28 protein-coding genes and 1 other annotated feature are annotated in these 24,939 nt (G+C 50.8%); of the genes, 2 read left to right on the forward strand and 26 right to left on the reverse strand.

Translation table 11 applies throughout. From position 1 onward, the window contains the following. Positions 1-175: 175 nt before the first annotated feature. From RB298_RS07405 to RB298_RS07490, 18 genes are all read right to left on the reverse strand, one after another. Entirely contained in the window at positions 176-928 is a 753-nt protein-coding gene (locus tag RB298_RS07405) for a hypothetical protein (protein ID WP_096773276.1), read from the reverse strand. A 396-nt stretch (positions 929-1,324) separates the two neighbouring features. Continuing rightward, on the reverse strand, positions 1,325-1,684 hold the full coding sequence (locus RB298_RS07410) for a 2Fe-2S iron-sulfur cluster-binding protein (protein ID WP_009595225.1): 360 nt from the start codon (positions 1,682-1,684) through the stop codon (positions 1,325-1,327). 60 nt (positions 1,685-1,744) lie between these two features. Beyond that, on the reverse strand, positions 1,745-2,335 hold the full coding sequence (locus RB298_RS07415; RefSeq protein WP_096773275.1) for a hypothetical protein: 591 nt from the start codon (positions 2,333-2,335) through the stop codon (positions 1,745-1,747). Positions 2,336-2,378: 43 nt separating this feature from the next. Next, a complete protein-coding gene (locus RB298_RS07420) occupies positions 2,379-2,558 on the reverse strand; it encodes a DUF2768 family protein (protein ID WP_006209457.1) in 180 nt (59 codons plus the stop codon). Positions 2,559-2,702: 144 nt separating this feature from the next. After that, the gene (locus RB298_RS07425; protein WP_009595189.1) at positions 2,703-2,978 is read right to left on the reverse strand and encodes a stage VI sporulation protein F; all 276 of its coding nucleotides are present in this window, start codon (positions 2,976-2,978) and stop codon (positions 2,703-2,705) included. A gap of 63 nt (positions 2,979-3,041) precedes the next feature. After that, positions 3,042-4,082 (reverse strand): NAD(P)H-dependent glycerol-3-phosphate dehydrogenase, encoded by a 1,041-nt coding sequence (locus RB298_RS07430; RefSeq protein WP_096773274.1) that lies wholly within the window; start codon positions 4,080-4,082, stop codon positions 3,042-3,044. Beyond that, the gene (gene plsY / locus RB298_RS07435; protein WP_015734519.1) at positions 4,075-4,701 is read right to left on the reverse strand and encodes a glycerol-3-phosphate 1-O-acyltransferase PlsY; all 627 of its coding nucleotides are present in this window, start codon (positions 4,699-4,701) and stop codon (positions 4,075-4,077) included. The genes RB298_RS07430 and plsY overlap by 8 nt, the downstream gene beginning before the upstream one ends. An 11-nt stretch (positions 4,702-4,712) precedes the next feature. Next, entirely contained in the window at positions 4,713-6,035 is a 1,323-nt protein-coding gene (gene der, locus RB298_RS07440; RefSeq protein WP_009595099.1) for a ribosome biogenesis GTPase Der, read from the reverse strand. Positions 6,036-6,246: 211 nt separating this feature from the next. Beyond that, on the reverse strand, positions 6,247-7,464 hold the full coding sequence (rpsA, locus tag RB298_RS07445) for a 30S ribosomal protein S1 (RefSeq protein ID WP_015734518.1): 1,218 nt from the start codon (positions 7,462-7,464) through the stop codon (positions 6,247-6,249). A 120-nt stretch (positions 7,465-7,584) separates the two neighbouring features. Next, entirely contained in the window at positions 7,585-8,175 is a 591-nt protein-coding gene (locus RB298_RS07450; protein WP_096773273.1) for a lysophospholipid acyltransferase family protein, read from the reverse strand. Positions 8,176-8,196: 21 nt separating this feature from the next. Continuing rightward, positions 8,197-8,877: a (d)CMP kinase gene (cmk, locus tag RB298_RS07455; RefSeq protein ID WP_015734516.1), complete on the reverse strand. Its 681-nt coding sequence runs from the start codon at positions 8,875-8,877 to the stop codon at positions 8,197-8,199. A gap of 176 nt (positions 8,878-9,053) precedes the next feature. Next, positions 9,054-9,284 (reverse strand): DUF5359 family protein, encoded by a 231-nt coding sequence (locus RB298_RS07460; protein WP_255250448.1) that lies wholly within the window; start codon positions 9,282-9,284, stop codon positions 9,054-9,056. Between the two features lie 122 nt (positions 9,285-9,406). Continuing rightward, positions 9,407-10,069 carry a flagellar brake protein gene (locus RB298_RS07465; protein WP_015734514.1) on the reverse strand — a complete coding sequence of 221 codons (663 nt, stop codon included), beginning with the start codon at positions 10,067-10,069 and terminating at the stop codon, positions 9,407-9,409. Positions 10,070-10,280: 211 nt separating this feature from the next. After that, on the reverse strand, positions 10,281-11,630 hold the full coding sequence (ypeB, locus tag RB298_RS07470; RefSeq protein WP_096773271.1) for a germination protein YpeB: 1,350 nt from the start codon (positions 11,628-11,630) through the stop codon (positions 10,281-10,283). Between the two features lie 89 nt (positions 11,631-11,719). Then, positions 11,720-11,866 carry a hypothetical protein gene (locus RB298_RS07475; protein WP_009595221.1) on the reverse strand — a complete coding sequence of 49 codons (147 nt, stop codon included), beginning with the start codon at positions 11,864-11,866 and terminating at the stop codon, positions 11,720-11,722. A 72-nt stretch (positions 11,867-11,938) separates the two neighbouring features. Continuing rightward, entirely contained in the window at positions 11,939-12,634 is a 696-nt protein-coding gene (gene prsW, locus RB298_RS07480; protein WP_090911039.1) for a glutamic-type intramembrane protease PrsW, read from the reverse strand. A gap of 57 nt (positions 12,635-12,691) precedes the next feature. Next, positions 12,692-13,303 carry a genetic competence negative regulator gene (locus RB298_RS07485; RefSeq protein WP_015734510.1) on the reverse strand — a complete coding sequence of 204 codons (612 nt, stop codon included), beginning with the start codon at positions 13,301-13,303 and terminating at the stop codon, positions 12,692-12,694. A 201-nt stretch (positions 13,304-13,504) separates the two neighbouring features. After that, positions 13,505-13,876: a hypothetical protein gene (locus RB298_RS07490; protein WP_096773270.1), complete on the reverse strand. Its 372-nt coding sequence runs from the start codon at positions 13,874-13,876 to the stop codon at positions 13,505-13,507. Positions 13,877-13,969: 93 nt separating this feature from the next. Here RB298_RS07490 and RB298_RS07495 point away from each other — a divergent pair, with 93 nt between their 5' ends. After that, positions 13,970-14,896 (forward strand): polysaccharide deacetylase family protein, encoded by a 927-nt coding sequence (locus tag RB298_RS07495; protein ID WP_486046633.1) that lies wholly within the window; start codon positions 13,970-13,972, stop codon positions 14,894-14,896. Between the two features lie 52 nt (positions 14,897-14,948). Here the strand turns inward: RB298_RS07495 and RB298_RS07500 are convergent, their stop codons facing one another. From RB298_RS07500 to RB298_RS07510, 3 genes are read right to left on the reverse strand one after another with little or no spacing between them, the layout of a single operon-like run. Continuing rightward, a complete protein-coding gene (locus RB298_RS07500; protein WP_486046635.1) occupies positions 14,949-15,767 on the reverse strand; it encodes a metallophosphoesterase in 819 nt (272 codons plus the stop codon). After that, entirely contained in the window at positions 15,764-16,174 is a 411-nt protein-coding gene (locus RB298_RS07505; RefSeq protein WP_096773267.1) for a hypothetical protein, read from the reverse strand. The genes RB298_RS07500 and RB298_RS07505 overlap by 4 nt, the downstream gene beginning before the upstream one ends. Beyond that, positions 16,161-16,760 (reverse strand): CPBP family intramembrane glutamic endopeptidase, encoded by a 600-nt coding sequence (locus RB298_RS07510; RefSeq protein WP_015734505.1) that lies wholly within the window; start codon positions 16,758-16,760, stop codon positions 16,161-16,163. Before RB298_RS07510 ends, RB298_RS07505 begins: the two co-directional genes overlap by 14 nt. Positions 16,761-16,985: 225 nt before the next feature. Continuing rightward, positions 16,986-17,215 (forward strand) — a binding site (T-box leader). Positions 17,216-17,407: 192 nt separating this feature from the next. Between RB298_RS07510 and serA the strand changes: the two genes are divergently transcribed. Next, complete coding sequence (gene serA, locus RB298_RS07515) at positions 17,408-19,000, forward strand: phosphoglycerate dehydrogenase (protein WP_009595252.1); 1,593 nt, start codon at positions 17,408-17,410, stop codon at positions 18,998-19,000. 112 nt (positions 19,001-19,112) lie between these two features. Here the strand turns inward: serA and RB298_RS07520 are convergent, their stop codons facing one another. The 5 genes from RB298_RS07520 to RB298_RS07540 form a co-directional block, all read right to left on the reverse strand. Beyond that, the gene (locus RB298_RS07520) at positions 19,113-20,546 is read right to left on the reverse strand and encodes an ATP-binding protein (RefSeq protein ID WP_486046638.1); all 1,434 of its coding nucleotides are present in this window, start codon (positions 20,544-20,546) and stop codon (positions 19,113-19,115) included. A gap of 1 nt (position 20,547) precedes the next feature. Beyond that, positions 20,548-21,264, reverse strand: coding sequence for a response regulator transcription factor (locus tag RB298_RS07525; RefSeq protein ID WP_036665717.1), 717 nt, complete (start codon positions 21,262-21,264; stop codon positions 20,548-20,550). 100 nt (positions 21,265-21,364) lie between these two features. After that, positions 21,365-22,618, reverse strand: a complete 1,254-nt coding sequence (ccsB, locus tag RB298_RS07530) for a c-type cytochrome biogenesis protein CcsB (RefSeq protein WP_015734502.1) — start codon at positions 22,616-22,618, stop codon at positions 21,365-21,367. Beyond that, positions 22,605-24,308, reverse strand: coding sequence for a cytochrome c biogenesis protein ResB (locus RB298_RS07535; RefSeq protein ID WP_096773266.1), 1,704 nt, complete (start codon positions 24,306-24,308; stop codon positions 22,605-22,607). Before RB298_RS07535 ends, ccsB begins: the two co-directional genes overlap by 14 nt. Next, positions 24,305-24,832, reverse strand: coding sequence for a redoxin domain-containing protein (locus tag RB298_RS07540; RefSeq protein WP_486046641.1), 528 nt, complete (start codon positions 24,830-24,832; stop codon positions 24,305-24,307). Before RB298_RS07540 ends, RB298_RS07535 begins: the two co-directional genes overlap by 4 nt. Positions 24,833-24,939 lie beyond the last annotated feature (107 nt).

Raw genomic sequence — 24,939 nt, forward strand, 5'->3', positions numbered from 1 at the left:
CGGATTTTACTAAAAATCCCAAAGGGATCAAGCCCTATTCGAAAAAACGATCGAAGAAGAGATCCGAGAAAAAAAAAGTCGACCCGCCTAATGGCTGCCGTACCTCATTCTCCAGGAAGAACCCGGCAACCAGGCGGGACCAAAAAAATCCCCGCCGATATCGGCGGGTACGGGTTTAGGATAGGGGCTGAGCCACAGGCTGCCCGTCCTTCCATGCATAGGGTACGGATTTTACGGGTACATAATAGGATTCCTTCTCCAGAAACACCCGTAAATCCTCTCCTTCTTTGGGCTCGGAGCCGTTTTTCTGGATAGCCTGCATAATATCAAAGGCATAATCGGCGTACACCGTGCCCTCTTCATCCATCATAAAAGGCATTTCCTGGCCCGAGTATACACTCATCAACTTAAGGGATTTGGCCTCGGTTTTCGACAAATCCACCGCCGTATAACCCGGGTAGAGGGCTTCCCCTGCCGGAAGGGCGTTGTCATTCGCCATTTTGTACAGATTCACGGCTCGCTGAACGTCATTCACCTTCTGAGCCGTTGTTAAGTCCATGACCTTCACGGTCGGTTCGGTTTCCTCATTAATAATGAGAAAATAACCGCTGCCGCCTTTCTCGAAAGCCGTATCCGGAATTTGGTCGATATATCCTCGGCCCTTCAGCTGATCCAAATCGACCCGGTATTTCTCATACTTCGGAATTTCCGCGCCTGCCGTAATGATCGGCAGAATTCCTTGCTCTTGATAAAAATCGTCCACGGCCGACTGAATCCGTTTGACACTTTCCCTATAGGAAACCTTGTTCTCCTGCAGCTTCTCGTCAGGATATAGACAACCTGTCAGCAACATTGGAAACAGCACCAGGACTAAGACGGCAGACATCCGCTTCGTACGGCCAGCCGCTTGGGTCATCCAAGTGTTCATACTCAACTAACATCATCCTTCGCTTTAAGAGGTTGTTCAAAAAGTCCGATTTTGATAAGAAAACCAATCGAGGCAAATTCAAGGCTGAGCGACCGCGATTCAGAAGTAGGTTTTCTTGCGATATAGAATTTCATCAACTCCGTTGATAACTTATAAATCCTATATCTAACACAAAGTGAATCAAGTAGCCACTCGGCATCGAATCTTGAATTCAGCCGGGCCTAAGCATACGCTTTCGAAGTATGTTTCCTGCGGAAACATTTCAGGGGCTCACGTACAAACTACGTACGCTCCGCTCCTGACGTCCCTAGCTTCACTCAACTGAAGCGTTTTGAAAAAACGCACATCGGAAGCATAAGCCTCGGTGCTGAAAACCGATCTTTTTGAACTCGCGCTTTAAATAAAGTCATCGGACTCCCGGTTTCTCGCTGCCTCCAGCTGCTTGCGTATCGCGGCCTTAAGGGGATCCTCTGGGATTATCACCTTCAAATGGCTCGTAATCCTCGTCTGGCAGGATAACCTGTAGCCTTGTTCCATCATCGACGTTCCCAGCTTCCTGATTTCCTTGGTCTCAGGAGCAGAGCAATGTCCGCGTTCCTCATCCGGTACCAGGATCTTGCACATCAGACAGCCTGCTTTGCCTCCGCAACGGGTCGGAATGCGTACACCGGCACGACGCGAGGCATCCAGCACATTCGTGTTCGGACGAACCTTGACCTTCTTCTGATCCGGCAGAAATAATACCTCGTACTCCAACGGCAAACCGCTCCTTTTCTTATGTACCCGCTCTTCCATGCTGCCGGTTCGATTACCGTGCTATGGCAGTAGTCCGATTAATCGCTTCAATACCATCCGATGTTCCTCGCTCAACCGATTTCGGCTTAACAACCGCTGAAGCAGCGGCAAATGTTGGTTCATATCCCTCAACATCGTCTCCGCAATGGCATCGTAACGATCCGGTCTGTCTCGAAGCACATTAAACACCAGTTCGTGGGATAACGGCATCAGCCGTACCGTGACGTCCCGAATGTGGCGCGCTGGCGCTGCAGGATAGAGCAATTGATCGATTTCAACGCGATAGGAGGAACCCTCCGAATTCACTTCAAATCCGCCTACAAGTTCAATCGGGACTTTCTCTAATTCATAGTGGCTCAGAATGGAAGAATATATCCCTTCCTGATCCAGCCGGGGAGCGTCTACTGCCAGAAGGGCCAGCGTCTCATGCAGCGGCTGAATCCCCCCTGCATCGGCGTAAATATCGATATCCCTCGGCGGCTTGCCTAATTCTACGCCCTGAAGGAGCAAGCAGCAGCTTCCACCCAGCAGCCAAGCGACCGGCGCCTGATTCAGTTTGTGAATGGCGGTAGCTAACGCCTTCTCCAATTCCGGCAGATCATTCAGCGTCATGCTGCACCCCTTTACCGTATCATCCCGGAAGCGGCTTCCCATATTAAATGATGGAAGCCAGTCCGATAATAAAACCGAAAATCATCATCATAAAGGCCACAAACGATAGCGTGCCGCGCAGAAAACCTTTGGTCTTGCTTCGCGCAAGCGTAACCACGATGACGGACAGCGCCATAATCAATAATGCGACAAGGGACAGCCACATCTTTTGCATCGGATCCATGTCACGAAACTCTCCAATCTCTCTTCAAATTATTCAACCTATTATATCACGAAAATGATAGTGCCTCACCCTGAGTATGGCGAAAAAAAGAACAAAAGCCGCATTCCCGCAAAGGATGCGTCTTTTGTTCATGATCAGCATATCTTATTTGTTCATCATCATTTTCATCAAGGCTTCCATATTGCTCGGATTCATGCCGCTCTTCTTCACCGCTCCGACAATTTCCTGAATCGTGTCCTCGCTGACAGGTATGTTCGCCATAGCAGATACCTGCTTGATCAGCTGGCGGAGCTGGGCTTCATTTTGCATAGTAGACGGTTTAACCGTGCTAGCCAGCTTATTGACAGCCCCTGAAGAAATTTTCTTACCGCTTTTCTTGTTAATCGCATTCAGTACATCCTTGTGAAAGCTTTTGCTCATTTCCACCCCTCCTCCGACATCCTCACATCAATATATGAGTCAATCCTCGGAATGGTGAATAAGCTAGGTGTGCCATTGCTCCCAAGTCTCGAGCGGCATCATTTCCATCTCGGTCTTGGGGTCCCGGCCCATTAAGGCTTCCACGGCGACGCGGGGATTCCGGTCTTTAAACAACACATGGTACAGCTGGTCGGCAATCGGCATCTGCACCCCGTATTTCTCGGAAATGGCATGCGCGGCTTTGGTCGTGCGTATTCCTTCCACCACCATCCCCATGGATGCGAGAACCTCATCAAGCTTCTTGCCCTGCCCAAGCATCGAGCCTGCACGCCAGTTCCGGCTGTGCTGGCTCGTAGCGGTAACCACGAGGTCGCCGATCCCGGCAAGCCCGGCAAACGTCAGCGGATTCGCGCCCATCTCCATGCCGATTCGCAAAATTTCTGCCAATCCCCTCGTAATAAGCGCCGCCTTGGCGTTGTCGCCGAAGCCCAATCCGTCGGACATGCCGGCGCCCAAAGCGATAATATTCTTCAGCGCTCCGGCCAATTCCACGCCGATCATATCCCGGTTCGTGTACACTCTGAAATACGTGTTCATAAACAGATCCTGGGCGGCGGCGGCGGCCTTGGCGTCCAAGGATGCCACAACGACCGTTGTAGGGCAGCGTCTCACCACTTCCTCCGCATGGCTGGGTCCTGATAGTACGACTACGCGACCTTCCTCGCAGCCCAGCTCTTCGGATATGACGGTCGACATCCGCTTCAGGGATTCAATCTCGAATCCTTTGGTTGCGTGAATCACCAGCATATCTTCGCTCCAATACTGCTTCAGCTGGCCCGAAACCTCCCGCATCGCGGACGATGGTGCAACGATAACCACGGCAGCAGCCGAAGAGACCGCCTCTTCCATATCGGTCGTGGCGCGAATGTTCGAAGATAACTTCACCCCGGGCAAATAACGGTTGTTGGTATGCAGTTCGTTAATTTCACGGGTCTGTTCCTCCGTTCTCGTCCAGACGACAACATCCAGGTCATTCGAAGCGAGAACACTTGCCAAAGCGGTTCCCCAACTGCCTGCCACCAGAACAGCGACTTTGTCAGACAACGCGCTTCCCTCCTTTGTCCTTTCCTTTTCCGGAACCAAGCTTGTTTTCACGTCCCTGTACCAGCTTCACGATGTTCGAGCGATGACGCCAGAAGGCGAATACGCATATGATCAAGCTTGTCCAAAAGATCGGCCAGGAATAATCCGCGATCAAGAGGAAAACAGGGGTAAGCACTACAAAAATAAGGGAACCCAAAGATACATAACGGGTAAAAACAATGGATAGAATGGCGATAACGCCTGCTATAAGCGCTGGAATGAAGCAGAGCGTAGCAAGCACCCCAATGGCGGTTGCAATTCCTTTGCCGCCTCGAAAGCGGAAGTAAAGAGGCCAATTATGACCGATGATGGCGGCAATGCCGCATAACCCCGGCAGCCACGCATTGTCTCCCCCGAGCCATCGTCCGATCCAAACCGCAGCGATGCCCTTAATTACATCCAAAGCCAATACCAGAATGGCAGGTCCTTTTCCCAGGACGCGAAGGGTATTGGTTGCCCCGGCGTTCCCGCTGCCATGCTGACGAATGTCGATCCCTTTCAGGATTTTGGCAAGCAGTACGCTAAAGCTTACCGAACCAAGTAAATAACAAACTACAATCGCTACGATCTCCAGAATCAAGCTATTCTCCCCTAACTCTCATCAGACTTTCTTCGAGTAAATATCCTGATGGGTGTACCTTCAAAGTCAAAAGCGGCCCGAATCTTGTTCTCAAGGTAACGCTCATATGAGAAGTGCATCAATTCCGGATCGTTGACGAATACGACCATGGTCGGCGGCTTGACCGCCACCTGTGTTGAATAGTTAATGCGCAATCTTCTTCCCTTATCCGTTGGAGGCGGGTTGATCGCAATCGCATCGGATATGACATCGTTAAGCAAATGCGTCTGCACGCGAAGGGAATGCTGATCGGCCACATGTTTAACGACGGGGAGCAGCTTCTGCAGGCGCTGCTTCGTCTTGGCCGACAAGAATACGACCGGCGCATAGGTCATGAACAGGAAATGGTCCCGGATCTTTTTCTCGAACTGCTGCATCGTCTTGTCGTCTTTCTCGACCATATCCCATTTGTTGACGACAAATAAAGACGCTTTACCGGCCTCATAAGCATAACCGGCGATATGCTTGTCCTGCTCGATAATGCCTTCTTCCCCGTTGATGAGCACGAGAACGACATCCGCCCGCTCGATGGCCCGCATGGCCCGCATGACGCTGTATTTCTCGGTGGTTTCATACACTTTTCCGCGTTTGCGCATGCCTGCCGTATCGATGAGGACGTACCGCTGCCCGTCTTTCTCGAATGGCGTATCGATCGCATCGCGGGTCGTGCCCGCAACGTCACTGACAATGACGCGCTCTTCTCCCAGAATGGCATTGACGAGAGAAGATTTGCCTACATTCGGTCTGCCGATCAAGGCGACACGAATAACATCCTCGTCATATTCGTCGTCCTCCAGTTCCGGCAGGTTCTCGACGACAACGTCCAAGAGGTCGCCGATCCCTGTGCCGTGGCTGCCTGATATCCCGACAGGATCGCCAAATCCGAGGGAATAGAACTCATAGATATCATCAGCGCGCTTCAAATTATCCACTTTGTTTACGCTGAGTATGACAGGTTTACCGGAACGGAACAGAATCTGTGCAACTTCCTCGTCCGATTGGGTAACCCCCGTCTTCGCATCGCACATAAATACGATGACATCCGCTTCTTCAATCGCAAGCTCGGCTTGCATGCGTATGGATTTCAAAATCATGTCATCGCCGTCGATTTCGATACCGCCTGTATCGATGACACTGAACGCTTTACCGTTCCATTCGGCACTGCCGTAAATCCGGTCACGGGTAATCCCCGGTTTATCTTCAACGATGGCTAATCTGTCGCCGATCAATCGGTTAAATATGGTGGATTTACCGACGTTAGGCCTTCCGACGATAGCCACTACGGGTCTTGCCATAGTCACTCCTCCTGTCAATTCTTACGATTATCATCATAGCAAAAAACGTTACAATTGGCTAACCTTTCATCTGCATTTCTATTATGCTCTACCCCATGTTACAACATCCGTAAACGTTCGTCCCCTAAAAAAACAAATGGCGAACCCAGATTTCTGGGTTCGCCGACTTCGTTATGATAGGTCAATAGACCGAACAAAACTGTTCCCGGGCTTACTTGAATTTGCTCAGCTTATCGCCGAAACGCTCGCCAAGCGTAACGCTCATGCCTTGGTTGTTCAAAGAAACGTTCGGGTTGTCTTTCAGGTCGATTTTAGGACCTTTGGACGGTTTTTCAGCTCGCGGAGCTTGAGCTGGCGCTTCTTCGGTTTCTTTGATGCTCAGGCTGATACGCTGCTCGGAAGTGTTGATGTCAAGTACTTTAACCTGAACTTCTTGGCCTTCCTTCAGTACTTCTTGCGGAGTACCGATATGCTTGTGGGAGATTTGGGAGATATGAACCAAACCTTCTACGCCTGGTGCCAATTCAACGAAAGCTCCGAAAGTAACCAGACGTTTTACGACGCCCGTTACGATGTCGCCCGTGTTGAATTGCTCGCCAGCTGTTTCCCAAGGACCCGGAGCAGCCGCTTTGATGCTGAGGCTGATTTTGCCTTTTTCAGGATCCACTTTCAGCACTTTCACGCGCACTTGATCGCCTTCGGACAATACATCGGATGGCTTGTCAACATGGCTCCAAGCGATCTCGGATACGTGAACCAAACCGTCCACGCCGCCAACGTCAACGAATGCGCCGAATTGCGTGAGGCGTTGCACGGTGCCTTCCAGCACTTGTCCGTCTTGAAGCTCGGACATCACTTTTTGTTTGTTCGCTTCGAACTCTTCTTCCAGAACGTCCTTCTGGGAAAGAATCACTTTGTTGTTCTCGCGGTCCAGCTCTTTCACTTTTACGCGAAGCGTGCGGCCTTTGTAGTCGCTGAAGTCTTCAACGAAATGACGCTCGACCATGGAAGCAGGAATAAAGCCGCGTGCGCCGACATCGGCTACGAGTCCGCCTTTAACCACGTCGGCCACCGTTACTTCGAATACGTCCTGATCCGCAAAATGCTTCTCAAGCTCATCCCAAGAATTCTCGGTGTCGATCGCGCGCTTGGAAAGAACCAGGCTTTCCTTGTCGTCGTTGATGCTAACGACCTTGCACTCTACCTCTTGGCCAACCTGAACCGCATCCGATGCATTATCAAGCTGTACAGAAGACAGTTCGCGAACAGGAATTACGCCGTCATATTTATATCCAATGCTTACGTAAGCTTGGTTGTCCTCCAGTTTGACGATCGTCCCTTTCACGGTGTCCCCTTTTTTCAAGGATACGATTTGGTCCAGCTGCTCTTGGTTTTCAGCAGCCTCTTGATTTCTTGTTTCTTCCGACATGTCAAATAACCTCCTCAATTCAAACCCCATTTATTTAAACTCGCATTCGCGAAGTTCAAAACATAATTGCTGTAGTATCTTTCCAACCTTCCCATGCTTTTTATGCATGGAGCGAATAAATCAGTTCTCGGTTGGTTTGCCGCTGGCTCGCATTTCGTGAATCTTGGCCATGATCAATTCGGTTGCCCCATCCAGTGCCTCCGGTGACTTGTCACCTTCGAACCGGGACAGATCCACGGGTGCGCCGTAGATGATTTTTACCTTTCGGAACGGCTTGTAGTCTCCAATGATGGCAGCCGGTACGACCGTTGCCCCACTACGGAGAGCGAAGCTTGCCGCGCCACGTTTCGCCGCGGTTGCATCCGAATTGCGCGTGCCTTCAGGGAAGATTCCCATAATCTCGCCCGAACGCAAGATCGTAAGAGCGGTTTTGATGGAATCTTTACTTACGCCCCCGCGCTTAACCGGAAAGGCCCCAAGCTGACGAACCAGCCATCCGAACACCGGAATGTTGAACAGCTCGGCTTTGGCCATGAACTTCACCTGGCGCTTGACGTGGATGCCGACAGAAATCGGATCTCGTACGCTAATGTGATTGCTGCAGATTAGCACGCCGCCTTCCGAAGGTATGTTATGTACGCCGACAGATTCGAATCTGTAGAGAATAGCGAACAAACCGCGGACCACCGCTCTGCAAAAAACGTAAATCATGCCTATTTCTCCCCATCCCCATTAAGTTTCGCAATATGAAAGAATCGCTTCGACAACCTGATTGATATCCATATGCGTCGTATCCAGTATGATGGCATCCTCTGCGCATCGGAGCGGGGACACTTCACGTTCCTGGTCCAGCCTGTCGCGTTCTGCGATATCTCTTTCCAATTGTTCCAGCGTTATGCCTTCATCACTTAACTCATGGAAGCGGCGGAGCGCACGTTCCTTGACACTGGCCGTCATGAAAATCTTCACTTCGGCATCCGGCAAAACCGTCGTGCCGATGTCGCGTCCATCCATGACAACGCCCTTATCCAGTGCCATTTGCTGCTGTAAACGGACAAGCTTTATTCGCAAACCTTCGATTCGTGCATATTGGGATACCACTGCACTAACCTGATGTGAACGAATATATGGCGTGACGTCTTCCCCGTTCAGCCAAACCATTTGACCATTTTCATGCGGTTTTAATTCAATCACCATGTTTTGTGCATGTTGAAGCACTTTTTCGGGATTTTCCGGAGAAATCCCTTGGTTCAGCATGAACCAGGTGACTGCCCTGTACATGGCGCCGGTATCCACGTAGATGTACTGCAGCCTGCTGGCTACCATACGCGCTACCGTGCTTTTGCCCGCGCCTGCCGGACCGTCGATGGCAATATTAATTCTGTCGCGATAACCTGTCCCCTGCATAACCAACGGGGCATTCCTCCTCAAACATATACCTCGAAATCGAAAGGGCTTACCATCCGATCAGGGACGGGATCACCGTTCCTCTAGTGAAAATATACAAGAAAGTCCGAGATAAACAAGGCACGATCTCATATTTCAAGAAAAAAGCAGGCGCCCGCCTGCGACGTGAAAATTATACCACACTAGCTAGAGCGATGCAAAAGAGAAGGGGTGTTTTCTCCCATCCAATCGTTTACATTTGGCTCATTAACGGGAACGCCCTCCATCTGCTGAATCGGCGAAAGGTAGGGCCGGCTTGGTTCATAATGCAATAGCAGCTGGACGATCACCAAAGCGAATGCGAGCCCTATCAGCAGCTTAAGCAGCACTTGACCGTATCGGTCATGAAGAGCTTGTCCTTTATCGTCGGACATGGGATCCTGCCTAGTTTTTCGCCGCAGCTGATTTTGATCGTTAGATGACTGGGACATAAGCACACGGTCCTTCCGACACAAAATTTTCCGCTAGTGTGCCACCGGCTTGTCCATTTTATGCATTAACGGTTGCGAAAATCAAACTGGCGCTCAAAGCAATAACGGATCAGTTTCTGACGCTCCATATCTACGATCTGATTAAACTTCAGCATGACGATGCTTCGATTGCCTGGCAGCTGCTTGACCCTGACAACTTCGCCTTCAAAAGGGACATGCTCCACCGATCCGTTCTTGAACGGAATAAGGATCCAGCAGCTTAATAAGCTCCCTTCCGCAAACGATTTGTCGGGTTCCAGGTAAAAGGATACCCCTCCTCCGCCGACATCATCGGTTTTGGTCAGCAACCGCGTGCCGTCTTTGGCCATCACCGCTAACTCGAGCTCGGCTTGTACCCTCAGAAAGCTCCTTCTCTGCACCTTCGTGATCTGATCCGGCTCCGGCTTTTTGATGCGAACCAGGCGTATAACGTCTTCATGGTGACTCAGGACATAGGAATTGAAGAAGTTCTTGACTCCGCCCTCCGTCAAAAAATAAGCGGAAAGCTCGTCCCCAATATACAGCTTCTTCAGCCTCCCCGTTCCTTCCTGAAGCGGAACCTCCATATACATCGATTCGTCATCCATGTCGGAAATGCGGGATTTGTAAACAATGCTGGCTTCCTTCTCATCCCCCGTATCCAACTGGATATAGAGGACGTCGTTGATCTTTGGATACAATGCGCTCACCCACTAATTCATCATAATCATTATTTTCCATTATATCACGGGATGAGCGGGACCATGGGATAAAATCTTCGAATCCGGTCGATTCATGTCTTTCCCCGGGATACAGATGTATTCCTTAGACACTATACTGGCTGCTCTGCAGCAGTTCTCCGCAAGCAAAAAGCCGATTCAGGAAATCGCCTGAACCGGCTTATATGGCATCAAGAAACGGCTATTTAATTCCTGCCTGCGCATCCTTAACGACCTCGACCGTTTCCTCCAGGCCCGTATCCGCATTAATGTAAATCCGGTACTGGGAGCCGTTGATGCGTCCGCCGAACTCATAACACAGCACATCTTCGGAACGGTCGTTTTTGATCAGGGCCTTGCGGTGGTAGAGCACCTTGAATTCAGGGTTCAAAACCTTCTCCGCTTCGGCGAGGCTGAGCTTCGGCTGCGGGATATCGCGCTTCACCTGGTGCTCGTAAACAAAGTCGCTCGCCTGAAATCCGATGACCTCACCGTTATCCATGGCCGAGCGCACGGTGATTTTCTCAGGATATATCAGCACGCCGTCTTCTTCGCGCACAAAAGAGAAGTTGGCCAGGTTATCGTATTGGTCGGCCGATACGACCGTCATGTCGGAATAGCCTTTTTTCGTCAGGAATTGCTGGGCTTTGTCGATGGCATCCTGAACGGATGCTCTCTTGGCGCCGACATTCCGTTCATCCGTGTAGGAGATCAGCTGGCCGCCTTTTTCGGTGAAATCCATGCTGAGCATATGGCCTTTCGGGTGTTTGACTTTGGCCGTGTAGGACACCCACTCGGTACCGCTACCGTTCTTCGTCACTTGTACGTTGGCTTGATTGCCCGTGTCGGAGAATTTCAGCGCTTTGCGCTTCACATCCTCCTCCGAGACCGGCATGCCTGCCAGCTGCTTCACGGAACGTCTGTCGTAAATGCTGCTTACCGATGGTCCCCAATCAAGCTCAGGGTAAGCCTCTACTTTTTTATCCACCGTTTTGAATCCGTCAATAATCGAGTTATCTTCGACTTTATTCGTAGCCAAGGCCGTTTCTACGTCCATCCAGCGCAGACTGTTAGCGATGACCTTGTTCTGCACATGCTGCAAATCCTTCGTGATTTCGCCGGAGTTGGCGTATAACGATTTCAACGTTTTGACCTCATTCTCGCTAAGCGGTTCCTTCGTTAAATCGCGCACGCCCGTTTTGTAGGCAAAATTCGATATCCGGGACAGGAACTCTTCGGTTTTGTTGAACGGAAGCAGCGTTAGCGGCAGTTGGCTGATTTCGTTCTGCGCCTGGCTGGTCAGGCGCCATACATTCATCAGGCCCTTCCGGTGCATCCCTTGGGAAGTCGAGCTGACCGCAAGCGTATTGCCGAGCTCGGCATGAATCCTGTCCATATTGTACGACAAGTCATGGAAAGCCCGTTGGTACTGGTTCTCGGCGTTAATCAATATGGCGTTCTTTTCTTTATTTTCTTGATATCCCCAAACCAGAGCCCCGATCAATAATATGGTGGCTACAGGAAACAGAATAGCGCTTAATCGTTTGTACATGATGCGATAGTCTCCTTTCTTCTACTCACTGCCGTTAGTTTGACTAGAAGAAAGAAGTCTTATGCATCCCTGGATCATTCCTTCATCAACTAGAAATCTTCCTCAATATCGAAGTGATCCCGGTTGTTGCACAGGCACTGCTTAAATCCGGTTTCGATCCGGCCCTGCTCCTTCTTTCCGCGCAATACGAATCGCTCACCGCAATCCTTGCAAAGAATTTTCACTTTTACACGCAAAAAAGGCACCTCCCTTTCTATGATTCCCTGGCTGTCAGCCAAGGTCTATAGAATGAAGTGTGCCCTGATTTGTTACGTATTAACCTCTTCCTCCCGGTTAATGAAGCGGAAAGGAGAGCGGTTGTTCGCTCTGGAGATTTTGCCCATGCCGCCATACCACAGCAGAACCATTAGCGGAACGATAAACCATACCCATGTGTGGGTCAGCAAATTCAGAATCAGGTCATAAAGACCATGCCACATCCAAGGCAGAACCATAGACAGCACTAGGAAGAATCTTCTTCGTTTCCCTTCCGTGAACCTTGCATGTCCCATGTAGTATCCCATGATAACGCCAAACATTGCGTGACCCGAAACGGGCAGCAGCGCCCGCATGAACATCGGGCCGAAGGCTGCCTGGCTGTACCAAGCGTAAAGTAAATTCTCTACCGTAGCAAATCCCAGCGATATCGCCACTGCATATAGTATGCCGTCATAAGGCTCGTCAAATTCCGTATGGTTAAAAATAATATGATACATCACGAACCATTTTAAAAATTCCTCAACGCCCGCCGAAACGAACAGTGAGTTGACTACCGGATTGTCGCCAAGCCATAGTATCATTCCCCGCTGCAAAATCATGACCGGGAAAACGATCAGAACCCCTAGCATGAACACTTTGATCACCATGTGCAGGGGTTCTTGATCATACCTGTCCTTCAGGTAAAAATACGTGAGCAATGCGAGTCCCGGCGCCAAAGCTGACGCAATGATCGAGAACACCAGCACTGAAATTCCCCTTCCGTTAGTTGCGGGCCTGAAGTCCGGCACGCACGCCCACATTGATTAATGCTGACGCTGGAAGTGTGTACAGATAACCTCAACCGCCTGCTGAGGCATCACTTTCTTCCCGTATTCCTCCAGCACAGCCTCCGTCACCGAAGAGGATTCGCCAAACTCGGCCAGCATGGCAATTATAGCCGGCAGCTTCTCGCTATCCAGTTCCTCGGGCTCGAAGTACAAAAACCATTTATCCATATAGTGATAGAGCTTGCCCGCTCCGCCTACAAGGTCCTTCAACATATGCGATGCTTCAATGAGCACTTCAAAATCCTGAAAAACATAGACGATGGTATCACTTTGATCCAGCGTTACTTCCATTTCATAAATCTCGTCCGGCATATCTTCTTCGGACAAGCCGCCGAAATGATGATCGTATTTCCCTCTCGTCACAATAACCACCATGCCTTGGGCAGGCAGTGCAAACACCTCAACGGCAAGAGGTCCGGTGGCATCAAATCCGAGTTCACTGTATGCCTGATCCATCATCTCCGTAAACAGGTCATAAACTTTCGGTATTTCCTGCCACATCTCTTCCTTCTGGATCCCACGCTCACTCAGATCGTCAAACGTGAGGAAAATCCGTATCTTATCTTGACTCAAACGCTCTATTTTCATGACAGGATCCTCCTTACGTAAACAAAAGTTTATAACAAATTATGATGTCTGGATTATGACGTGATAAAAATGGTTTTATATAATTGATTTTATCATTTAATACCCACAAATGCACGTAAATATGTAGCTGAAGAAAAAAGAATCATTCACAGGGATTCGTGAGGCCGTTCCCCGAGAATGATTCAAAAAGGTTGATGCCGTTTACAAACCCGGTATGACGGTGTGGGTCTCTTTCAAAATCTGTTCGACTTCGGTCTTCACATCAGGGTTGTTTCGGATGAAATCCTTGACCTGCTTCAGGTTGGCAGCCTTCGAATGAGTCGATGCCTGTACCCCTGCAGTTCCATTGGAATGAGTGGAATCATGTCGGCCTGGACTGGGAGACACGCTTTCTCGGCCGGAGCCGCTAAACTGGCTCTTGTTGCCTTGAATTTTACTCATCGCGGTATTCGCAAACCGGCCAAGATTCGCGTCTTTCATCATCGAGGAGAAGAACATGCCGTTTTTCCGGGAAATCATCCGGGATGCAACGGCACCGATAATGACACCATATAGAAATGACGAAGTCTTCACAAATGATACCTCCTTCTATGATAAACTCGAGTTTATTGTTCTCGCACCGCCAGGAACTCATGCTACATAAATACAGGAAAGTGAGATGGAATCATGGTTAAAACACGAACAGTCCTTCTGTTGGCCTGCTGCCTGATGCTCAGTGCATGCGGCAGCAACGGCGCCGCTCAGAAGCAAGGCGCGGCTATGGAAGGCGGTAATACCCAGACGAAGCAGCAAAACGAATCCACCGGGCAGGTGTCCCCTGCGAAAGAAAGCACCGATCCTTCGGCCGAACAGGACAAGCCTGAAGACCCGTCCAGCACGAGCTCGAGTAAATCCCCGGATTCCCCGGACCCGTCCGAGGAGGCCGACAAGGATCCGGAAGCCGAGGCTCCGTCCGAACCGAAATACCACATGAATAAGGTGTACCGAATCGTACCAAACGATGAATCCGTACCCGAAAAGGTGGTGCTGCTCACATTTGACGACGGTCCCAAGGATGAAAAAATGATCAACCGCATGATCGATACGCTCGACAAGCATGAAGCCAAAGCCATTTTCTTCGTGAATGGATACCGCGCGAAGGAGCATCCCGAGCTGCTGAAGCTGATCCATGACCGCGGTCAAATCATCGGCAATCATTCCTGGGATCATATCGACCTGAAAAAGGAAAGCAAACAGAAGGTCGAGAAACAGATCGGGGACGTCCAGAAGATCGTTAAGGAAGCGACGGGAGCGGAACCGAAGTTTTTCCGGCCTCCGTTCGGCTCCGGCGGAGATACCGTCAAGGAAGTCGCGCTGGAGCATGACCTGCTGTTTATGACTTGGTCCAACGGTTCCCTGGATTGGGAAAGCAAAAACAAAAACAAACCCGATGCCGTTGTGAGCAACGTGCTCGAGCAGCTTCATCCCGGCAGCAATATTCTGATGCATGAGCTTCCGTGGACTGCCGAAGCCCTGGACACTTTGCTGACCAAGCTCGAGGCCAAAGGGTATGGATTCGTGGATCCGCAATGGATCGAGCCTAAAATAAGATAACCGGAAAAACCGGAAAAACCTTAATTCTGCCGTCAAACATCCGACGATCGAATTAAGGTTTTTTGCGTAATGTAATCACATGATATTCCGCCGGACATTTCAAGCGCAGTGGAATATGGGAAGTGCCGAACCCCCGGCTGATCAGCAGCCTGGAGGAGTGGATAGGCTCTCCTGCCTTCCTCGGCAGCGTATACCATCCGGATTTAAAATTCTTGTAAAATCGCTCCAGACGAACCGCTCCGGCAATCGGCAGCACAATCTGTCCTCCATGGGTATGTCCTGCCAGCAGGAGATCCCCGTGCGTTTCTTCCTTGCCTTTGAGCCATATCGGATCGTGCACCAGAATGATGTGATACTGGTCCTCCGCAGCATTTCCCCGGAATTTCGTATACGGATGTTTCCTGCTTGCCGGCTGCCTAACTCCGCTAAGGACAAGGCACTCGTCATCCCGCTTCAACTTGACGGTCTTGTCATTCAGCAGAATGACCCCGCTATCCCGCAATACCTTGCGAACGGCGTCCTTGCCTGCATACAGGTCGTGATTTCCCAGTACGGCATACACGGGGGCGAGGCGGGCCAAAACCGACATGTTATGTCTCAACCGCTCAAAGGGCACCCCTTTTTCGGTAATATCTCCGCCCAGGAGCACGCAATCCACCGATGATATATTGGATAATAGCTTCTCTTCAGACAATTGTCTGCGATGTATGTCGGTGATGAACAGCATCCGAAACCCGTCAAACGACCGCGGAATACGCTCGGATACCACTTCCTCTTCACGCAGCCGATAGCCCCGGGCTTCAGCCCTCATCCAGCCGATTGCGCCTGCACCGAGTGCCGCAGCACCCGCTATCCACATCAACACACTCATAATATCTCCTTTAACAACTCCCTTAATGGAGGCGCTCCGATAAGTCCCCACCATAGAAGACCTACCATTAACAATATGAAGATGACAATTAATGAGTTCACAAACCACTTGCTCATTCTTACGCGATAGGAGGAATATGTATTCGTTCGTTTAGGCGCCGAAACCTCTTCCTCTATCGGATTCTGGTTTGACCTTGTCGATCTGGACCGGCTTAATCCATCCGCCGCGCTGCCGCCCCGCGGCTTCGGTACCGCAGTGCTTGCGGGCGCTTGGGATTTAGATCGACTCCGATTCCCTCCTGCCTGCAGCGGCTTTTCCGCCGCTCTTTTTTCGGATTGAGCCGATGACTTGTTCTTCCGGCCTTTATTTCGGCCCTGATGTCGTTGCATTCTGCTAAGCTCGTTCATGTTCCTCTTTCCTCCGAAACCGTATCAACATTCCTGATATGAAATCTATCAGAAAATGGCACAGAATTGGCGCCCAAATGGTACCCGTTTGTATATAGACGTAGCCCAGACCGTAACTGCTCAAGAAAACCCATCCAGTCGGCAGCCAATGCTTTAAATATCGGACATGAATCAGCGCGAACAAGATGCTTGTCCAATACGGTCCGAACGCATGCTGTATCGCTCCGCGAAACAATAACTCCTCGCAGATGGACACGATCAGGGCGATAACGAATATATGCCAAACCGGCCTTTTCCTGAACAGCATTTCATTGATCCCGCCGTCGTCCATGCTATCCTCCGACACAAACCGGGACAATACAAAGTCCACTGCCAGCATCGCTGCGGCAAGTCCGAGACCCCAATAAACAAACTCGATTTCCTTCGGAAAAACAAATAATCCGAACGGATTCCGGTTCTGGAACAAAATCCAGATCAAACCGACGATAAGCGTCAATGCTTGCGTAAGATACAGATTGATGAGCAGCAGCCGATCGTTCAACTGGTGGGCTTCGATTCTTTTAACGCGTATTTTAAATTTTTTCATAGAAGATGGGCCTGTCTTTCATCTTGATTTTTAAGATATCTTCGTGTACAACCACAGTAATATAAGTTTAATTTAATCATAGGCGGGCATATGCATCATAGCAAATTAACGGCATGACATTCAAGGCTATCCCTTGTTTCTTCCCCTGCTCCTAGGCGGTTGGCCTAAATAAACACCTATTGACACAATGTTAGAGCCATGATACATTATGAAAAAATTAATCTGTGAAAACCGATGACGGAAAAGAGAAACCGTAACGTCCTCAGAGAGCCGATGGTTGGTGCAAATCGGTGGCGTAAAGTATTCTTGAGCGTTCCTGAGATATTTCGCTGAAACTTGGAGTAGGCGCAAATCGGATGATATCCGTTACCAATCATGGTCTGAACAGACCGCTTGAGGCTGCCGCATCTTGGCAGCGAATAAGGGTGGCACCACGAATAACTCTCGTCCCTTACTACGGAGGTAGTATGCGGATTGAGAGTTTTTTATGTTCCTGTCTCTTTGCCACGACACCGCGTCAAACCTGTATAGACCTCTTGCAGCTTTATCGGAATCTCTGGTGTATAACGGAGCGCGCGCTAAGCGTAATCCTTATTCAATATTGCAGTACCGCATTTTATAGTGGATTTTAAGGAGGAAGAGAAACCATGTTTAAAGTATTGGTATCGGATCCGATCAGCGATTTGGGGATCCAGCAGTTAATGGACGCCGCCGATGTGCAGGTAGACAAAAAAACCGGGCTTAACGAAGACGAGCTCACTGCCATTATCGGTGAATACGACGGACTCCTCGTTCGGAGTCAGACGCGCGTTACAGAACGCATCATGAATGCAGGAACCAATCTCAAGGTGGTTGGCCGTGCCGGCGTAGGCGTGGACAACATTGATCTTGAAGCGGCAACAAAGCGCGGGATCGTTGTCATCAATGCACCTGACGGCAACACGATCACGACGGCAGAGCATACGTTTGCTATGATGATTGCCCTCGCCCGCCACATCCCTCAAGCTTATGCCAAAACGGTAGGCGGAACCTGGGATCGCAAATCCTTCCTCGGCGTAGAGCTTCGCAACAAAACGCTGGGCGTTATGGGCATGGGACGGATCGGCAGCGAGGTGGCTAAACGCGCCAAGGCTTTCGGCATGAACATTCTGGCTTTCGATCCGTTCCTGACGGAAGAACGTGCGGATAAACTGGGCGTGAAGCTTTCCTCCGTGGATAACATTATCCGGAACGCAGACTTCATCACGGTTCATACTCCGCTTACGCCGGAGACGCGCCACATGATCGCCAGACCGCAATTCGAGGTCATGAAACGCGGCATGCGCATCGTGAACTGTGCCCGTGGCGGCATCATTGACGAGCGCGCGCTCGTGGAAGCCATCGATGAAGGCATTGTAGCCGGAGCCGCATTTGACGTATTCGAACATGAGCCGCCTGAAAGCGATCATCCGTTCCTTAACCATCCGAAGGTTATCGTCACTCCGCATCTGGGTGCATCCACTGTTGAAGCCCAGGAGAACGTTGCGATCGACGTTTCCGAGCAAGTGCTGCATATCCTGCGCAACGAGCCGTTTAAGAATGCGGTCAACTTCCCGCTTGTAGCCGCAAGCGTCATGAACAAGCTGCAGCCTTACTTCTCGCTCGGCGAGAAATTGGGCAGTGTAGCGGCCCAGATCACCGCACACGCGGTAAAGGAGATTCACGTCGACTATGCAGGCGAGCTGGCTGAAGTCGATACGCAGGCCCTGACCCGGTACATCGTTAAGGGCGTGCTGGAACGCCACCTCGGAAGCGAAGTGAACATTGTCAACTCCATGCATTTGGCGAAGAGCCGCGATTTGCATGTCGTTGTGTCGCAGACGCCAAAAACCAAAGACTTCACCAATCTCGTTACCGTTACGCTGAAAACGCAAAACGGCCTGGAACGAATTGTTGCGGGTACGCTTCTTCTGGGATACGGCGAACGAATCGTACGTCTGGATAAATTCCCTGTCGATATCTCACCGGAAGGCCATCTGATTCTGATCTCCCACAACGATAAACCGGGCATTATCGGACGTGTCGGAACCCTGCTCGGCGAGAACGATGTCAACATCGCCTCCATGCAGGTGGGACGTAAAGTGATCGGCGGCGAGGCCATCATGCTGCTGACGGTGGATAAAGACGTTCCTAAGGACGTTCTGATCAAGCTTACCGGCTTGTCGGAACTCAACACGGCGCAGCAAATCGCGCTAGGCTAAGCTTTAATCCAAGGGGTTAATCATTGTTCCACGTAGAACAAGATTAACCCCTTTATTTCAACAAAAAAACACGCTCCTTGCGAGCGTGTTTTGTCTTTTGCGCGGGCATTCCCTAAGATTCTGCCGCTTTTGTCGGGATCGTCATCGTAAACACGGTGCCTTTCCCCACTTCGCTTGTCGCGTTGATCGTTCCGTGGTGCGCGGTCACGATATTTTTCACGATGGCAAGGCCAATGCCGGTTCCCACCGTCTCCCCCCGCACACGCGCCTTATCGGCCTTGTAGAATCGTTCGAATACAAAAGGCAGGTCTTCCGGCGGAATGCCGACTCCCTGGTCGCAAACCTTCACCTGGAGCGCCTCCGTGTTCGATAAGGCGATCCGGTCTGCCGTAATTTGAATTTTCTTGCCTGAAGGCGTATGACGGAAAGCGTTATCCAGCAAATTGGTCAGCACCTGTTCAAGCTTGTCTTCATCCGCCGCTTCGAGCTGAAGATTCGAATGGAGCTTGTTCAGCTGAAGATCGATATCCCGCTCTTTGGCACGAACCGCAAATTTACGGAATACCCGCTCGCACAATTCGCCTGCATCCATCTCCCGCAGGGATAACTCGGCATGCCCTGCCTCCATGCGCGTCAAATCAAGCAGATCCTTCACCAGACGCCCCATCCGCAGGGATTCCTCATGAATGACCTGTATAAGCTCCCTGCTCTCTTCGGGTGAAGCTGCCATGCCGTCCAATAGCGCTTCGCTGTAACCCTGCATCATGGACAGCGGCGTCCGTATTTCGTGCGACACGTTGGCAATGAAGTCCGTCCGCATTTTTTCTAATGTAACCTGTTCGGTTATGTCCCTTAACACCACGACGGCTCCGCGGATCACGTCATCCGAATACAAGGGGGCCATATGGGCTGACCAGATTCCCTGCTTCACATGCAGATCGGCGCTTTGGTCCTTGCCTTCGTTGACGGTGGCGTAATATAACTCGCTGAGCGGTTTTGGCATGACATCGGCCGCCCAGCCTCCGCCCTGAAGCTCATCGTCCCACTGCAGCCCTTTCCAGGTCTTCATGATTTCCAATCCCGGCGGGTTCACCAGGATGACCTGCCCGTTATTGTCAAACGTAATCACGGCGTCGCTCATGCTTCTCAGCACGCTGGACAGGTGCTCCTTCTCGTGGTTCAAATTGCGGATGTTCGTCTCCAGCTCCGCTGCCATATGGTTAAACGTATTGGCCAGCTCGCCGATCTCATCGCTGGTCACAAGGTTCAACCGCGTGCCGTATTTCCCTTTACGGATATCGTTGGCTGCCTCAATGAGCTGCTGCATGGGCTGCGTAATTTTCGTCAGCAGGAACAACCCGAAAAAGGTGGTCATCGAAAAGCCGATAATGGCCACATAAGTAAATAAACGCTTGATGGCATCCGAATTCGCGAAGGTGGTATCGATATAAGGGAGCAAGAATAAACCGAGCGTCAGCAGTACGCACGCGACCAAACAGGTTATCGTAATCCACAGCTTGCCGACAAGTGATCTCCAAAAACTCACGTTACTTCGGTACCTCCAGCTTGTAGCCTACTCCCCATACGGTCGTAATCATCGCTGCGGACTCCGTGGATACCTTATTCAATTTTTCGCGCAGACGCTTCACATGGGTATCGACCGTGCGAAGATCGCCAAAAAACTCGTAATTCCAAACATCCTTCAGCAGCTCTTCCCGCGAGAACACTTTGTCCGGGGACGAGGCCAAATAGTGCAGAAGTTCGTACTCCTTCGGCGTCAGGCTGATTTCATGCCCGCCGGCCGTCACGCGGTGGGCATCGTGTTCAATGATCAAGTGAGGGAATACGATGCTGTTGCTTGGATTCGGCTCCTTGCTCAGATAAGCCGTGGCGGACGAACGGCGCAATATGGCTTTAACGCGATAGATCACCTCGCGAGGACTGAACGGTTTCACCACATAATCGTCGGCGCCCACCTCGAATCCCTGGACCCGGTTAATCTCCTCGCCTTTGGCGGTCAGCATCAGGATCGGCGTAGACTTTACCTGACGAAGGCGGGTGCATACTTCAACGCCGTCCATGCCGGGCAGCATGACATCCAGAATAACGAGCCCGTAATCCTCCGAGCTTGCTTTGCGAAGAGCGGTCTCCCCATCCTCCGCCTCCTCGATTTCATATCCTTCCTTCTCCAGATACATTTTCAACAAACGGCGAATCCGTTCCTCATCATCAACAACAAGAATGCGATTTCCGTGCTCAGACATTGGCAGCCAACTCCTTCGTTTTTATAGGGAAAATCAGAAGCGGCCCTCTTGATTAAGAAAGGGCCCTTCTGATTGTTAATTCACATCTATTCAATTGCCATTAGTCGGTGCCTGCATAGGAATGCAGACCCGCGATAATCAAGTTGACGCCGACCAGCGTGAACATGACCACGATAAAGCCGATAACGGACAGCCAGGACGAATATTTGCCCTGCCAGCCGCGCGATAGCCGGAGATGAAGGTACACGCTGTAGAACAACCAAGTAATAAGCGCCCATACTTCCTTCGGATCCCAGCCCCAGAACCGGCCCCATGCGATCTCTGCCCAGATCATGGCGAAGATGAGACCGCCAAGCGTAAATACAGGGAAGCCGATCGCGATGGCTCGATAACTGATTTCGTCCAGATCATCCGGATCCAGTCGATGGAGTGCGGGCTGAATGAATTTAGCCAGCGGTTTGCGCAGGATCAGGCGGAGCAATCCGTAAAGGATCAACCCGGTGACCAGCGACCATACCACCGTATTCAGCTTACGTCCTGCATTCACGCCGTGCATCCAGGACGGAGCTTCCATGAGCGGGGATTTCATGCCCAAGAAGGACTGCATGCTCTCGGTCTCGCTCTGGTAAGGCGCGATTAGCGGAGGCATGTTATATTCCACTTTTACTATTGTACTATTTTCTGTCTTCGGGTCAACCAATGTCTGGTTAAACTCCGCCTGATAACCGCCTGCACGGAAGCTGTACACCGACAAAATAAATCCGAGCAGCACCACGATGGCAAACATGACGAGCTCAAGCCAGCGCTGTTCCCTGCGCGAGCCCTTGTCCGTTCCGCCAAAGTTAACGGTCCGGAGCAGATGCATCAAGCCGGCAATAAAGCCGACCGCAAAAAACGCATCCCCCAGTGCCGCCAATGTAACGTGGATACCCAGCCAATAGGACTGAAGCGAAGGAATGAGCGGCTGCACCTGCTGCGGGAACACGGCGGCATAGGCCATGATCAGGATTGCGAGCGGCAGTGCAAACAATCCGAGCAGCGATTTTTTGTAGATAAAATAAAGTACGAGGAAGGCAATCATGATTGCCATCGACAAGAAGGACATGAACTCATACATATTGCTGACCGGCACATGCCCCGAGCCCGCCCATCTAGTAAAGAAGTACAGCAAGTGTCCGATCAAACCGATCGTTGTCGTAACAAATGCGATCTTGCCCCACTTCGCCAAATGGGCTTCCGGGTCGCGTTTGCGGAACCGGCGTCCCATGACGGCAAGTGCGTACATGATAAATGCCACGCAGTATAAGGTAAAAGCAACGATAAATGCGTCGCCGCTGAAATCAATTAGATTCATGCTTAGTCCCCCTGTTATTCTCCAATGACTTTTCATCGACTTCGATATTCATTTGCTTGAGGATTCCGGAGATCTCCTTGCGAAGTCCAAACCAGTTCTTATTCGTATGCGCGCCCAGCGTCAGCGTTCCGTTATCAATACGCAGCCAGATCCGGCGATGGGTGAAATAAAAGCCCATGACCAGGCCGATCATACCAATGAAACAACCAACCCAAATGAACGGCATGGCTTTATCCACACGAATATTCAGATAAGTCGTCGATTCCGAAAAGTCCACATCGTCCATGCTGAGCACATCCAGTTTTACGAGTGCCTCGCCACCCGCCAGCTGCGCATTGATCGCTTCCTGATTGAAGCGTTCCTTATCGATCTGTTTAGGGAAGTAGAAGTACTGAACGCCTTCCTTCGGCAGATCAGGTCCCTTAATCAGAAATAAGAATGCAGGCGCATTCGGGTTAGGTGACAGGTTGACCGGCTTGCCGTTATCGCCCAGCCCAAAATCGGTGAAGGACTGTGTAAGCGTTAACGTATATTCCCCTGCCTGATACTCTCTTTGGGGATCGTTGATGGACAGCGTGATTTTGCCGTATTCCTTACCGCTCTTGCTGTCAATCAGCACCGGCGAAACCGTACGGAGAATCGGGGTCAGGTCATAATCGAATTGATAAGCCTTTAACCCTTTGTAATTGAGCGGATGGTTCACCTCGATGTTATGGCGCGTCAATTCCACGAGCTGGGGCTCTTTATCGAGATCGTCGCAATTGGCCTCGCACATATACAGGATGGCCTGGGTTTGGAATTCCTTCGGCAGCACCTTGTTCTTGCCTTTGAATTCTTCGGGCATATCGTCTTCGGTATAGAATTCAACCTTAAAGCCGTCGTTCAATAAATAGTAGCTGGTGTTCTTGATGTGCACCGGCTCATCCTGAGGAAAGGCCATATGCTCGTCCATATGCAGTCCCGGCAGGTTCCGTCCCAAAACAGCAAGAAGGAAGATAATCAGGCCGATGTGAAGAACATAGGGGCCCCAGCGGCTGAACCGCTGCTTCTCGGCCAGAAGCGTCCCGCCGTCCGTTCGAACGCGATAGCCCTTTTTCTTAATGACCGGTTTAATCCGCTCAACCCAGTCGGCCCCGTCCTCTTGGACTTGTCCTTGGTATACCACCTTCTGTCGGGTAAGGAAGGACATATGCTTCGGAATCCGTTGTCTGCTGAGCGCTTTGTAGAGCGGCAGGACACGGTCAAGACTGCAAATGACAAGCGATGCGCCGATCATGACGAGCAGCAGAACGAACCACCAAGACGTATATGTATGTGACAGCCCGAGCAAGTAATAAATATGCCCCAGCTGTCCGTACTCCTCTTTGTAGTAGACAGAGGGGTCAATGTTAAGGAATGTGCTCTCCTGCGGAAAGATGGTCCCCAGCGAGGAGCCGATCAAGGTTAGCAATATGAGATATATTGCTACTTTTACCGAAGAGAAGAAATTCCATACCCGATCGATAATACCGGGATTTTCTTTCTGCGATCGACGGGCAACGCCGTCATACCGCATTTCCAGAATCGGCTGGGCCTCCGCTTCCTCGGTCAGCGGCTTGCCGCAAGCCTCGCAGAGGACCGTCCCCGTTGGATTCTGGTGTCCACAATCACACTTCGTATTCTGGATCAAAGGCTTGGAACCTTGACTCATTTCGCATTCACCAACTGTTCAATTTGTTTGTCAAGGGTGTTCAAATCCAGTTCGCCTATGCGAATATGGTCAATCTTGCCGGAGGCCGTAACAAAAAAGGTGGTTGGCATCGGCCCAACTCCGAAGCTGGCAACAGCGTTCCGCTTGGGATCCATCAGGATGGGGAATTTCACGCCGGTTTGAGCAACAAAATTCTCTACGGTCATTTTGTTTTCGCCCACATTGATTCCGATGATCTCAACGCCCTGGCTGCTCCATTTTTCCCACTGGGCTTGAAGTGCCGGCATTTCCCGAACGCACGGCGGACAGTAGGTGCCCCAGAAATTAATAACCCTGGCCTTGCCTTCGTATTCACTCATGGTATGTACGTTGCCATCCATGGCTAGAAGTTCGAAATCCGCTGCCTTTTGCCCTACTTTGGGAACCTCATCAGAGCCGAATACCACGGTTGCAACGGCGTACACTCCGATCAGGATGATGGCAAGCAGAATAACAATCTGTACGCTTTTCTTAGATTTGCCCATAAAGCAGCAGCTTCCTTTCTATGACATTCATCATATCGCATACTACGGGTGTGAACATCCTATGAACAATTATAACGAAATTTGTCATAAACGCCGCTCGCCATTTT

This window comes from Priestia sp. BR_2 (genome assembly GCF_041954005.1).
In the GTDB taxonomy this organism is placed as follows: domain Bacteria; phylum Bacillota; class Bacilli; order Paenibacillales; family Paenibacillaceae; genus Paenibacillus_AQ; species Paenibacillus_AQ lautus_A.

Coding starts and splice junctions, on each gene's coding strand:
- ypeB (WP_096773271.1), bottom strand. CDS start 11,630: ATGTACAAACGATTAAGCGCTATTCTGTTTCCTGTAGCCACCATATTA.
- RB298_RS07500 (WP_486046635.1), bottom strand. CDS start 15,767: ATGAGTGTGTTGATGTGGATAGCGGGTGCTGCGGCACTCGGTGCAGGC.
- RB298_RS07485 (WP_015734510.1), bottom strand. CDS start 13,303: ATGAAAATAGAGCGTTTGAGTCAAGATAAGATACGGATTTTCCTCACG.
- RB298_RS07425 (WP_009595189.1), bottom strand. CDS start 2,978: ATGAGCAAAAGCTTTCACAAGGATGTACTGAATGCGATTAACAAGAAA.
- RB298_RS07535 (WP_096773266.1), bottom strand. CDS start 24,308: ATGAGTCAAGGTTCCAAGCCTTTGATCCAGAATACGAAGTGTGATTGT.
- RB298_RS07460 (WP_255250448.1), bottom strand. CDS start 9,284: ATGTCCGACGATAAAGGACAAGCTCTTCATGACCGATACGGTCAAGTG.
- RB298_RS07505 (WP_096773267.1), bottom strand. CDS start 16,174: ATGAACGAGCTTAGCAGAATGCAACGACATCAGGGCCGAAATAAAGGC.
- RB298_RS07420 (WP_006209457.1), bottom strand. CDS start 2,558: ATGGATCCGATGCAAAAGATGTGGCTGTCCCTTGTCGCATTATTGATT.
- rpsA (WP_015734518.1), bottom strand. CDS start 7,464: ATGTCGGAAGAAACAAGAAATCAAGAGGCTGCTGAAAACCAAGAGCAG.
- der (WP_009595099.1), bottom strand. CDS start 6,035: ATGGCAAGACCCGTAGTGGCTATCGTCGGAAGGCCTAACGTCGGTAAA.
- RB298_RS07450 (WP_096773273.1), bottom strand. CDS start 8,175: ATGATTTACGTTTTTTGCAGAGCGGTGGTCCGCGGTTTGTTCGCTATT.
- RB298_RS07525 (WP_036665717.1), bottom strand. CDS start 21,264: ATGTCTGAGCACGGAAATCGCATTCTTGTTGTTGATGATGAGGAACGG.
- RB298_RS07495 (WP_486046633.1), top strand. CDS start 13,970: ATGGTTAAAACACGAACAGTCCTTCTGTTGGCCTGCTGCCTGATGCTC.
- RB298_RS07540 (WP_486046641.1), bottom strand. CDS start 24,832: ATGGGCAAATCTAAGAAAAGCGTACAGATTGTTATTCTGCTTGCCATC.
- ccsB (WP_015734502.1), bottom strand. CDS start 22,618: ATGAATCTAATTGATTTCAGCGGCGACGCATTTATCGTTGCTTTTACC.
- RB298_RS07415 (WP_096773275.1), bottom strand. CDS start 2,335: ATGACGCTGAATGATCTGCCGGAATTGGAGAAGGCGTTAGCTACCGCC.
- RB298_RS07405 (WP_096773276.1), bottom strand. CDS start 928: ATGAACACTTGGATGACCCAAGCGGCTGGCCGTACGAAGCGGATGTCT.
- serA (WP_009595252.1), top strand. CDS start 17,408: ATGTTTAAAGTATTGGTATCGGATCCGATCAGCGATTTGGGGATCCAG.
- RB298_RS07510 (WP_015734505.1), bottom strand. CDS start 16,760: ATGAAAAAATTTAAAATACGCGTTAAAAGAATCGAAGCCCACCAGTTG.